The following is an 11,962-nucleotide window of genomic DNA, read 5'->3' as shown; positions in this document are numbered from 1 at the left end:
CGATAAATTGTCACGACAAACATGGCGTGAATGTCGGAAGATGGTGGCTTTCACACACTCTCTTAAACCATTTCCTGCATCTTGGATGAGCGCTGCGTGGATTGTGATCTGCGTGGTTCAAGCGGCTCGAACATTCTCGGCCTGCGACGCCAACTGGATTGCGCACTTATGGGATCACTCAGAAAACGCATGCTCCGCGCGATGCATCGGTTTTGCATCAGCCGCCCTCAGGCACTTTGGAAGCGGTATATCCTCGGCTTTATCTTCATCTTTGCAACCATTTCCGTATCGCATTGGGCGTCTCTCGCAACCATCACTGCCGCCGAGGATGATGCAGAAGTCCTGTCTGTCAGCAGCCGACAAAGGATGCTGAGCCAACGCATCATGTTCCTGATGACGGAGGCAAGCCACGGCCACGACGCTCACATCGAAAGCAGTCTCGAAGACGCATTGGATGTGTTTGAGGCGTCACATAACGCATTGGTATCACGCGAGGATTTATCCCCGGAGTTGCAAGCGCTCTATTTTGAGAAGAAACCAATCTCGCTGGACGCCTTCTCGCGGCGATTCGTGCAGATGGTGGGAATTGCGTCAAGTGCGCAGGGTGAACAGGCCGAAGAATTGCACGAGGTCCTCACCCGTTGGGGCACGCATGAATTGCTGACCTCTCTGGCGACTGCTTCTGATTTGTTCCGGCAAAGCTCCGAAGCGCGGATCAAACGGTTGCAAATCATTCAAAAAGCGACGTTGATCTCGGCGTTGACCGTGTTGTTGATCGAGGCAATTCTGATTTTCTTGCCCGCGCAGCTATCCGTCAACCGGACGATCCACCGCCTTGAACGCAGTAAAAAGCGGCTCAAAACTTCGATGAAAACACTTCGGGCAAAAAACGATGAACTTGTAGCCGCCCGCCAGGCATTGATGCGCGCGGCCAATCACGACGCGCTCACCGGGCTTTTCAACCGGCGCGCGGTCTATGAGCACATGAGTGGTTCCGGCAATTCGGCGCAAGGCGGTGACTTTACCCGGTGTATTCTGAAACTCGATCTGGATCTTTTCAAGCAGGTCAATGACAGCCTCGGGCATGATGCGGGTGACCGCGTTCTGGTGCGTGTGGCAAAAATTCTACAGGAATTGACACGACCGGGTGATTTCGTCGGCCGTATCGGTGGCGACGAATTCGTGATCCTCATCGATAACCCCAAGGACCTGAAGATGATCCAGGACTTGGCGCAACGGATCGTCACAGCTGTTGGCAAACCAATCGAATTGGATAGGATCCAGACAAAAATCGGGGCCAGTATCGGGTTCACGATTGCTGCATCATCAGATGCCACGCCGGATCAGTTGCTGATCGAGGCTGACCTCGCCCTTTATGAAGCCAAACGTGGCGGGCGCAGCCAGGTCTGCGCCTATTCGAATGCATTGGCAGAAGAAATCGAGACGCGAAGAATTCTGTTCAACGAGATAAACGCCGCCTTGGAAGAGGATCAGTTCGAGCCCTATTTTCAGCCTCAGGTCTACACTGAAACCGGCGAAATCTATGGCTGCGAGGTTCTTGCACGGTGGCGCCACCCTGAACGCGGGATCGTGCCCCCTGCGACCTTTATCGCCGCTGCCGAAGAAGCGGGTATGATCCACCAGATTGATCAGATCATGGTTGAAAAAGGTCTCGATGCGCTTGAGGTGTTCATGGAATTGGGCATGAACGTACCGGCAATCTCTGTGAATGCCTCGCCGCCCACGCTGCGCGACCCACATTTGACAGACCGGCTTTTGCAGGCTGTGCATGCGCGGCATTTACCACCCAGCGTTTTGACTGTCGAAGTGCTCGAGAGCACATTGATTGAAAACGATGACGATGTGGCGCTGCTCACCATCGAGAACCTGTCTGAGGCTGGTTTTTCAGTGGTGCTGGATGATTTTGGGACCGGCTATGCTTCGATGTCGAACCTGTCGCGGCTGCGGCTCAATGGCATCAAGCTCGACCAGTCTCTGGTTTTGCCTGTGCCTGAGCCAAGAGCGGATAGTATTATTTCAGCGCTGGTCACCCTGTCGAGCAATTTGAACATGAGAGTGGTCGCCGAAGGGGTCGAAACACCTGCACATTTCGAAACCGTTAAGCGACTGGGCTGTGATGTGGTTCAGGGTTTCGGTATTGGCAGGCCAATGCCGCAGCAGGCGTTGATTGAATGGTACAATGAATATACCGCGCAGCAAAAGCGTGCTGGCTGAAACCCATAGCTCTGTTCACTTGATCGCCAACACAGCCGACACAGGGGCCATGGCTACGGTCGACGCCCGGTCTTGCAGTGTCCACTTCATCAGAGCGGCCAGCGTTTCTTCTCTCATACGGCCCAGCATGATAACCTCACCCTCCTGTGCCGCCCGAAAAGCGGCCTGATCCAGAAAACGCCGTATCAACAAGGCACTCTGATCTTCCGCATCAAAGTCACGAAAAACGACGCCCGAAGGCACACCTTCGCGGGCCGCAAGTTTCTGTACCGTGTTGAGACCCCGGTTTTGTGTAACAAATCCATGTCCCGTCTGGGCGAGGATCCGAGCCACCTGCCGCCCGGCATCCACAGTCGTCTGCACGCCGGTGTCGACCCCTTCCAGAACACCCAGCACCTCCGGCAGGGTTTGTAATGCCACCGAGAGGTTTACCTCGGCATCCGCAGCGGTTGCCCCGGACGGCAGGTTCACGGCTGCAAGCACTTCGAAACCAGCCTCGCGAAAGGCCTTCATACGGGCTGCCGCATCCGGGCGCAGCGCATCCACTGCAAAACTGACAGGAAAGGGCAGCTGCTTCAAAGCGGCAAGTCCCGCCGCGCCAGACGTCAGATCAGACCCTGTGTCCATCAGGACGACCGCCATCAGCGGTTTCGCATCCGGGTTCTCAAAATCCGTGGCGAACATCTCAAAGGGTGTCAGCGCTGCTTCGGGTGCTATTGTTTCCGGTTCCGGCGCAGTCCCGTCAGGGGTCTTTGTCTCCACCTCCTGTGGTGCCGCCCCGAGAGATGGCAACTGGTTCACACGAACATCTTGTCCGAAGCGCGCTTTGGCTGGTGGCGCGGGTGTCTCGGACACCATCGCAGCACTGTCCGCCAGTGCCACACCCTCCAAAGGCTGCACATTGGAGGGCATTGGGACAGGTTTTATTGATAGCGGCACTGCCACAGTGTTTTCAGGGAGAGCGACGCGCGCGGGTGCCTCAACTGACTGATCTGCGTCCACCTGAGCGTCCGCACTATCGCCCGGCAGCGTCGCGCGGCGTTGCGGTTCCGGTTTTTGCAAACCCTCGGCACCCGTTGTATCGACACTGTGATCCGCCTGCGGGCTGACCAGATCAGGCGCGTTTGAAACCACGGCTGTCTGGGCGGGCTGGGTCGGCGCGGGCGCGACCTCTGGCGGCTGTTGCGCACTCTTTTGGGACGTATTGGCAGGGGTTGGCTGGGGGACGGCCGCGGCCGCGTCCGATTCTTTCGCGTCACGTTCAAGCCCGGCATCCGGTCCAAAGGCCCCGGATGTGTGCGGGATATCCGGGATCGGCGGCTGGGCAGGATCACTGGAAATCGTCCCCTGCGGCCCGACCAGCACAGGTGCCTCCAACGCAATAATATCTGTCGTGACGTCGGGCGCCTGATCGCGAACATCCGCCGCTGCCGTATCTTGCGGCGCGCGCGCGGGTTCCCCTTGTGCCACGCTCGATTGTGGCGCGGGGTCGGTGCTCACCGAAACACCCGTTTCTGCCAAGGGGGCCTGCAAGGAACCGCCCTGCCCCAATGCCGTTCGCGGTGTCGCGGTCCGGGGCGGTTGAATGCCCGTTTCGGACAAGGCATCCGGGGCCTGTGCCGCTTGCATATCCGCAATAGACCCGGTTTGTGGCACAGCCGCAGGGGCCATCATATCTGGCAGCAGCCCCGTCAATGTATCCGGCGTCGGCCCTTCAAGATCGGGCGGTATCAATCCGGTCGCAGCTGTCGTGGTGGCGCCTGATTGCGGTGCGATCACCTCGGGCGTTACACTTGGGCCGCCTGCCAAACCTGCATCCTGCTGCGACACCGTTCCCGGCAAGTCGCTCATGATGGAAAGCACCGCCACCGCACCAAGGCTCACACCAGCCCCCGACACCACGCCCTTGATAAACCCTCTGGCCAATCTGTGCCCACCCTCTTTGCTAAACGCGCTCTGATCCAGCTCATTGGCCGGCCAAAGCGGTCATCTCAGTCATCGGCCCTGTCGCTGCCTCTTGACGCAGCCAGCCAACCCTGAACAAGTATGCCCGACATATACCGCGCGCGAGGCCGAGGTCTCCAGCCCTGATTGCAAAGTTTTGACCATGTTGCTGCTGATCGACAACTACGACAGTTTTACCTACAATTTATTGCACTATTTGGGCAGTTTAGGCGCCGATGTCGAGATCAGGCGCAACGATGCGCTGACTGTTCAGGACGCAATGGCGATGAATCCGGCGGGAATCCTCTTATCGCCCGGTCCTTGCGACCCGGATCAGGCGGGAATCTGTCTCGCCTTGACGCTTGCAGCCGCCGAAACAAAAACGCCGCTCATGGGTGTTTGTCTGGGCCATCAAACGATCGGGCAGGCCTTTGGCGGCAAGGTCGTGCGCGCCGACGAAATCGTGCATGGCAAACTGGGTGAAATCAAGCACACCGGCAAGGGTCTATTTCAGGGGCTGCCGACCCCTTTTGCTGCGACCCGGTATCATTCGCTGGTCGTTGAGAAGGACAGCCTGCCCGACAGCCTGATGGTAACGGCAGCGCTCAGCGATGGCACGATCATGGGGCTGCAACATCGCGAACTGCCCATTCACGGCGTGCAGTTTCACCCCGAATCCATACGGTCCGAACACGGGCATGCGCTGTTGCAGAACTTTTTGAATGACATGAAGGTTCCGGCATGAGCGATGCATTGAAACCGTTGATCGGGGCTGCGGCGGACCGGGCCCTGAGCCGCAGCGAAGCGGAAGAAGCCTTCAAGATCCTGTTCGAGGGCGAAGCAACACCCAGCCAGATTGGCGGGTTTCTGATGGCGCTGCGCACGCGTGGCGAAACCGTTGCCGAATACGCAGCTGCGGCCTCCGTGATGCGCGCAAAATGCCACGCGGTCAAAGCCCCTGATGGAGCTATGGACATCGTCGGCACGGGCGGTGATGGCAAGGGAACCCTCAATATTTCAACTGCGACGGCCTTTGTCGTGGCAGGCGCGGGCGTCGTGGTGGCCAAACATGGCAATCGCAACCTCAGTTCCAAATCCGGTGCGGCGGATGCGTTGACCCAGATGGGCCTGAACGTCATGGTCGGCCCGGATGTCGTTGAAAAAGCGCTGGCCGAGGCTGGCATCGGTTTCATGATGGCCCCCATGCATCACCCGGCCATCGCACATGTGATGCCGACGCGCGCCGAACTTGGCACCCGCACCATCTTTAATATCCTTGGTCCGCTGACAAACCCCGCAGGTGTCAAACGCCAGCTGACGGGTGCCTTCTCACGCGACCTGATCCGCCCCATGGCGCAGACGCTGGGAGAGTTGGGATCGGACAAGGCGTGGCTGGTGCATGGATCCGATGGGACCGATGAGTTGACCATTACAGGCGTGAGCTGGGTTGCGGCACTCGGTCTGGATGGCACCGTGACAGAGATGGAAGTTCACCCGGAGGATGCTGGCCTGCCCGTCCATCCGTTCGAAGCTATTGTTGGCGGAACGCCCGCAGAGAATGCAGCGGATTTCAAAGCACTGCTTGCAGGAAAAGCATCCGCGTATCGCGATGCGGTCTTGCTGAATGCAGCTGCGGCACTGGTGGTGGCTGACGTGGCAAACAACCTGAAAGACGGTGTTGAAATGGCCGCGACATCTATCGACAGCGGTGCCGCTGCGCAAAAGATCGACGCCGTCGCAAAGATCACGCAAGCCGCGTGAGCGAGCGTTCCTTGAAGAGACTGGGGGCATGGCGCGCGCTGCCCTTTTTTACAGATACATGGCCGGACATATGCGACGTTCTCAAGAATGAGACCGCGCCGGTATTACCGCCTGCAGATGACACCTTTGCCGCTTTTGCGCGCACCCAGCCGCAGCAAACGCGCGTCGTGATCCTTGGGCAGGACCCCTATCCGACACCCGGTCACGCCCATGGGTTTGCCTTTTCCGCCAGCGCCCGGACGCGCCCCTTGCCCAGATCGCTGTCCAACATTTTCAAAGAGATGGAAGCGGACCTCGGTGCCGCGCCCCCGCATGCCGATCTGAGGTTTTGGGCCGATCAGGGCGTTTTGCTTTTGAACACGGCGCTGAGCGTCCGCGCCCATGATGCCGGGTCACATGCAAGAATCGGATGGCATATCCTGACGCAACAGGTGCTCGCACATCTTGATGATCAGCCGCGCGCTTTTCTGCTCTGGGGCGCGCATGCGCAAAAAGCGGCGCGCGATGTTGATCCGATCCGTCATCTGAAGCTAGAGACCGCGCATCCCTCGCCCCTGTCTGCGCGGCGTGGCTTTTTCGGCTCACGTCCCTTCAGTCGCGTGAATGACTGGTTGCAGGCGCAGGGCCATCAGGCCATAAACTGGAGCAATCCGCCGGAGGCACCATGACCCAGACCATCCTTGATAAAATCAAAGCCTACAAACTCGAAGAGATCGCCAGTGACAAGGCCGAAACACCGCTTGAAGCCGTGGAGGCCATGGCCCGCGAGGCCAGCCCTGTCAGACCCTTTGCCGAGGCTCTTTTTCGGGCCTCGACCGAAGGCTATGGATTGATCGCCGAGATCAAAAAGGCCAGCCCCTCCAAGGGACTGATCCGGGCTGATTTTGATCCCGCCGTGCTCGCGGCTGCATATGCAGAAGGCGGGGCAACCTGTTTGTCCGTTCTGACGGATACGCCAAGTTTTCAAGGGGCCAAGGAATATCTTGTGGCGGCGCGCGCGGCTTGCGATTTGCCGGTGCTGCGCAAGGATTTCATGTATGACCCTTATCAGGTGGCCGAAGCGCGCAGTCTGGGTGCCGATTGCATTTTGATCATCCTTGCCTCTGTCAGTGATGCGCAGGCGCAGGAACTTGAGGATGCCGCATCGGAATGGGGCATGGATTGCCTGCTTGAGGTGCACGACGCCGAAGAGCTCGAACGCGCGAGCTTTCTGAAAAGCCGGTTGATGGGCATCAACAACCGCGATCTCAAGACCTTTGAAACCTCTCTGGACACAACGCGGCAGTTGTCGAAATCAGTTCCGGCCGACCGGTTGATCGTGTCTGAGTCTGGGCTGAACACGCCCGAAGAGCTGGCCGATATCGCACGTTATGGCGCGCGTATCTTCCTGATTGGGGAAAGCCTGATGCGGCAGGATGATGTTGCGCTGGCAACGAAAAAGCTGCTCGAAAGACCCGCAATGGCGGGGGGAATGTAGCGTGACCGGCAAGCTGACCCATTTTGATGGGAAGGGCGATGCCCAAATGGTGGATGTCGGGGATAAGGCAGTCACAGATCGCATTGCGGTGGCATCTTGCTACATTAAGATGAAGCCGGAAACCCATGATATTATTACAGAAGGACGCGCAAAGAAAGGCGATGTGCTCGGGGTCGCGCGTTTGGCAGGGATCATGGCGGCCAAACGGACATCTGACCTGATCCCCCTGTGCCATCCGCTGCCGATCACCAAGGTTGCCGTGGAGCTTATGCCTGATGCGCAATTGCCGGGCGTGCAGATTGAGGCTACCGTCAAAACAACGGGACAGACCGGCGTCGAAATGGAGGCGCTGACCGCCGCCAATATCGCCGCCCTCACCGTCTATGACATGTGCAAGGCGGTTGATAAGGGCATGGAGATCGGTGGTCTGCATGTCGTTTTGAAAGATGGCGGCAAATCCGGCCGATACGAGGCACCATGATCTCTGTCGCTGAGGCGCTGGAGCAGTTGTTCGCGCTGGTGGAAGAGGTCGACAGCGAGATCGTACCGCTGCGCAACGCTGCTGGCAGGGTGCTGGCCAAGGACGCCGTCGCGGCGCGCACGCAGCCTCCGTTTGCCGCCTCCGCCATGGATGGCTATGCCCTGCGCGCGACTGAAGTTGAACCGGACGCCATGTTCAAGGTCATCGGTGAAGCGGCGGCGGGACATGCGTTTGATGGTCGCGTCGGACCCGGCCAATGTGCGCGCATTTTTACTGGTGCGCCCGTTCCCGAAGGGGCAGATCAGGTCGTCCTGCAAGAGGATGTGACCCGGCGCGGCGATCTGATCACGCTGGGCCACAAGGTGGAGGCGAAATCCAACATCCGACCTGCGGGTGGTGATTTCGAAACCGGCGACACGCTGAAGGCGCCGCGTGTGCTGTCCCCCTCCGACATTGCATTGCTCGCGTCGATGAACATCGCTGAGGTGCCGGTGGCGCGCGCGCCCACGGTGGCGATCGTTGCGACGGGCGATGAACTGGTCGCCCCCGGCGAGGACCCCGGCCCGGATCAGATCATCGCCTCAAACAGCTATGGGCTGGCCGCTTTGCTGGAAAAACATGGTGCGACATGCCGCCTGTTGCCAATTGCGCGAGACACTGAGGAAAGCCTGACGGCAGTCCTTGAGCTTGCTGCATCCGCTGATCTGATCATCACCATTGGCGGCGCGTCTGTCGGCGATCATGATCTGGTTGCGCCGGTGGCGGAGAAAATGGGCATGGAACGCGCCTTTTACAAAGTCGCCATGCGCCCCGGTAAACCGCTGATGGCCGGACGGCTTGGCGCGGCGGCGATGGTTGGTTTGCCCGGAAACCCGGTGTCAGCGATGGTGTGCGGCACGATTTTTGTCGTACCCCTTCTGCGCGCCATGCTTGGGCTGGGTCGTGCAGCGGCCCCGCGACGCCGCATGCAGCTTGCACAAGCGCTTTCGCCCAACGGGCCACGCGAGCATTATATGCGCGCCTGCATAACTGCCGAAGGGTTGATCGCATTTGACCGGCAAGACAGCTCCCTGTTGAGCATTCTGTCGAGCGCGGATGCCTTGTTGGTCAGGCCCCCGCATGCGCCGGCACAGCCAATAGGTGCTCTTGTGGAGTACATCGATCTGTAAAGGTTTTGTTGACACAAAACAGGAACATGAATAGAACAAAAGCAAATCAGGCCTCGGAGGACCAAAGAAGATGCTCACCAAGAAGCAGTTGGATTTGCTGGAATTCATTCACAAACGCGTGCAGCGGGACGGCGTTCCCCCAAGTTTTGACGAAATGAAAGAGGCGCTGGACCTGCGGTCCAAATCCGGCATTCACCGTTTGATCACCGCCCTTGAAGAACGCGGCTTTATCCGCCGCCTCGCCCACCGTGCCCGCGCGATTGAGATCGTGAAACTGCCCGAAGCCTTGGGCGGAGCGGCGCAAGGCGGATTTACCCCACGGGTGATCGAAGGCGACAAACCCGATGCGCCACTGCCCGCAGGTGCGCAGGCCGTGAGCAGCGCAGACGCGGTGTCCCTGCCTCTGGTGGGTCGCATTGCGGCCGGTTTACCGATTGAGGCGATCAACCAGAATTCCGCCAGCGTGGCCGTTCCGGGCCAGATGCTTTCGGGCAAGGGCGATCACTATGCGCTTGAGGTCAAAGGCGATTCGATGATCGACGCCGGGATCAATGACGGCGATGTGGTGGTTATTCGCGAAACCTCCGCAGCCGATAACGGCGACATTGTTGTGGCCCTGATCGAGGACCACGAGGCGACGCTGAAACGTTATATGCGCCGGGGCAGTTCTATTGCGCTCGAAGCCGCCAACCCGGCCTATGAGACGCGCGTATTTACCGAAGACAAAGTAAAAGTGCAGGGTAAACTGGTCGGTCTGATCCGCACCTACTGATTACGCTCCTTGGGTGCGCGCCATCTGGTCCAGAGGCGCGTGCCCGTGACATCCCGAACCGAGACAAGGCGCAAACCGGCCTTGTCATGGTGGATGGCGACGGCTCCGACACTGCGCAGGCGTATGGGGTCAAACACATCACAATCGAACGAGGATGGGCTTAATTCAACTGAGCTGACGAGGATATCCTGTTTGCCACATCCCTCAAATGCGGCTGCGGCCCGTTTGCCTGAAAGGTGCATTAACTTACCCCCGTCCGGCAACAGGCCCGCCGCGCCGGAATTCCAACGCCCGGCGGCATCCACCTGCCCAGTCGCATCGCCATCGTTTTCCAGCCAGTTGCGCGCAATGAACCCTGCCCCCTTTGGTTTGCTGAGCGCGCGGCCGTTTACGGTCATGACACCGACAAGGGTGCCGTTTTCCGCGATCAGGCCCATCGGACGCACGGTCCCCTGCCAGAGCAAAAAGGCGAGGATCACCGGGACGACACCGATCAGCCGGGCGCGTCCCTGCCACAGAACCAGCCACAAGAACCCCAGCGCGATCATCGGCAGCACGACGGCTCCGGGACCAGCAACATATGAGCGCGCGCCATCAAGCGCCGCCACGAAAGCGCCGACTTCAAGGATCCAGCGTAGCCCAACGCCCATGATCCACAGGCCCAGCCAATCCAATCCAAGCGGTGCAAGGCACAGTGCCAGAACCGCAGCCGGGACCACGACGCTGCCCATCACCGGGACGGACAGCAGGTTCGCGATCAACCCATAGTGTGAAATCGTGTTGAAATGCGCCGCGCCAACGGGCGCTGTGGCCAGTCCTGAAATGCCCGATGCCAGCAAAACGGCCACGACCGGCTGCACCCATTTCGGCCCGATCATGATCTTGTAATCCCGCATAAAGCCAAAGACAGCCACCAGCGCCGTGGTCGCGGCGAATGACATCTGAAAACCCGGCCCCAGCAAGGCTTCGGGGCGCAGAACTAGCACGATGATTGCCGCAATCGCGACGGAGCGCAGGCTGATCGCGCGCCGGTTGACCATGATGGCACAGAGCGCCACGGCGACCATGACAAAGGCACGCTCGGTCGCGACATTGCCACCGGACAGGGCGAGGTATCCGCTGGCGACAATCAACGCGCCACCCGCCGCGAGTTTACGCGTCGGCCAGCGCAGCGCAATCGGCGGGATCAGTGCCAGAATGCTTCGGATGAGACCAAAGACGAAGGCTGTCAACAGCCCCATGTGCAACCCCGAAATTGCCAGCAAGTGCGCAAGATTCGATGCCCTGAGATCATCGAGCGCCTGCTGGCTGATGGCAGATCGCGCGCCCGTCGTGACCGCCACCGCAAAGCCGCCGGTATCGCCCGGCAGCACGTTCAGGATGTGTTCGGCCGCCGCCATGCGCACGCGAAAAACCGCAAGCCCCGCGTTGCCTTCGCTCGCCGGGGCGATCGCCAGAATGGGCACGCGCGTGTAGCCAACCGCGCCGAGTTGCGCGAACCAGGCGTGCCGTTGGAAGTCAAAACCACCCGGTTCGACCGGCCCGCCGGGGGGCGACAAATGCCCCGTTGTCATGATGCGCATGCCGGGTGCTGGGGTCACGCTATGGCTTTGATCGCCGTGCAGCGAGATGCGCACGCGCAGCGGGGTGCGTTCGGGGCGCAGGTTTTCGAGCGCGACCTCATCAAGGGTAATGCGCAGCGCGTCAGAGCCGCTGCGATCAAGGTTGACTACGCGCCCCTCGATCGGGCCATAGTAACGCCAGCCCATCACCGGGCCGGACATATCATGCGCGCGGTGCGCGGCGAGTAGAAAGCCCGTGGCCACAAGCGTCAACGCAATGGCCAGCGGGCTGAACGCCTCACCCAAGAAGCGCGACAGCACGAGCACCAGAACCGCCCCGCCCGCAAGCGCTGCAAGATGCGCCAGCGCTGGTTCAAATCGCAGGGAAAAATAAAGGCCGATGCCCACGGCCAGACAGACCGGTGCCCATTCAAAGAGATACCCGCGCTGATGCAGCAATTGTGATCTGATGCGTGCAAGCAGCACCGTCTTGCCCCCGTTCACTGCACTAGATAGACACGAGGCTAGAAATACGCTCCCCATGGTTACTGAAAGGTAAAC

Annotated in this window: 10 protein-coding genes; 8 read left to right on the top strand and 2 right to left on the bottom strand. The window is 59.7% G+C overall.

Features of this window, described 5'->3' with window-relative positions; all coding sequences use genetic code 11:
* The first annotated feature begins 189 nt into the window (after positions 1-189).
* Positions 190-2,235 (top strand): bifunctional diguanylate cyclase/phosphodiesterase, encoded by a 2,046-nt coding sequence (locus K5Q35_RS10785; RefSeq protein WP_259650522.1) that lies wholly within the window; start codon positions 190-192, stop codon positions 2,233-2,235.
* 15 nt (positions 2,236-2,250) lie between these two features.
* Here K5Q35_RS10785 and K5Q35_RS10780 read toward each other — a convergent pair whose 3' ends face one another.
* Complete coding sequence (locus tag K5Q35_RS10780; RefSeq protein ID WP_220799566.1) at positions 2,251-4,161, bottom strand: divergent polysaccharide deacetylase family protein; 1,911 nt, start codon at positions 4,159-4,161, stop codon at positions 2,251-2,253.
* Positions 4,162-4,342: 181 nt separating this feature from the next.
* On the opposite strand from K5Q35_RS10780, the gene K5Q35_RS10775 reads away from it, so the two are divergent.
* The 7 genes from K5Q35_RS10775 to lexA all read left to right on the top strand — a co-directional run bounded on the left by K5Q35_RS10775 (position 4,343) and on the right by lexA (position 9,839).
* Positions 4,343-4,924, top strand: a complete 582-nt coding sequence (locus K5Q35_RS10775; protein WP_220799565.1) for an aminodeoxychorismate/anthranilate synthase component II — start codon at positions 4,343-4,345, stop codon at positions 4,922-4,924.
* Positions 4,921-5,940 carry an anthranilate phosphoribosyltransferase gene (gene trpD, locus K5Q35_RS10770; RefSeq protein WP_220799564.1) on the top strand — a complete coding sequence of 340 codons (1,020 nt, stop codon included), beginning with the start codon at positions 4,921-4,923 and terminating at the stop codon, positions 5,938-5,940. Before K5Q35_RS10775 ends, trpD begins: the two co-directional genes overlap by 4 nt.
* A complete protein-coding gene (locus tag K5Q35_RS10765) occupies positions 5,937-6,608 on the top strand; it encodes a uracil-DNA glycosylase (protein ID WP_259650521.1) in 672 nt (223 codons plus the stop codon). Before trpD ends, K5Q35_RS10765 begins: the two co-directional genes overlap by 4 nt.
* The gene (trpC, locus tag K5Q35_RS10760; protein WP_220799563.1) at positions 6,605-7,417 is read left to right on the top strand and encodes an indole-3-glycerol phosphate synthase TrpC; all 813 of its coding nucleotides are present in this window, start codon (positions 6,605-6,607) and stop codon (positions 7,415-7,417) included. The genes K5Q35_RS10765 and trpC overlap by 4 nt, the downstream gene beginning before the upstream one ends.
* Position 7,418: 1 nt before the next feature.
* Entirely contained in the window at positions 7,419-7,898 is a 480-nt protein-coding gene (gene moaC, locus K5Q35_RS10755) for a cyclic pyranopterin monophosphate synthase MoaC (RefSeq protein WP_220799562.1), read from the top strand.
* Complete coding sequence (gene glp / locus K5Q35_RS10750) at positions 7,895-9,067, top strand: gephyrin-like molybdotransferase Glp (protein WP_220799561.1); 1,173 nt, start codon at positions 7,895-7,897, stop codon at positions 9,065-9,067. Before moaC ends, glp begins: the two co-directional genes overlap by 4 nt.
* 70 nt (positions 9,068-9,137) lie before the next feature.
* Positions 9,138-9,839: a transcriptional repressor LexA gene (gene lexA / locus K5Q35_RS10745; protein ID WP_220799560.1), complete on the top strand. Its 702-nt coding sequence runs from the start codon at positions 9,138-9,140 to the stop codon at positions 9,837-9,839.
* Here lexA and K5Q35_RS10740 read toward each other — a convergent pair.
* Positions 9,833-11,944, bottom strand: a complete 2,112-nt coding sequence (locus K5Q35_RS10740; RefSeq protein ID WP_220799559.1) for a ComEC/Rec2 family competence protein — start codon at positions 11,942-11,944, stop codon at positions 9,833-9,835. The genes lexA and K5Q35_RS10740 overlap by 7 nt on opposite strands.
* Positions 11,945-11,962 lie beyond the last annotated feature (18 nt).

Source organism: Roseobacter sp. OBYS 0001 (assembly GCF_019654895.1).
GTDB lineage: Bacteria > Pseudomonadota > Alphaproteobacteria > Rhodobacterales > Rhodobacteraceae > Roseobacter > Roseobacter litoralis.
Note: the sequence above shows the minus strand (reverse complement) of the source record. Positions and strands in the feature narration are given on the sequence as shown.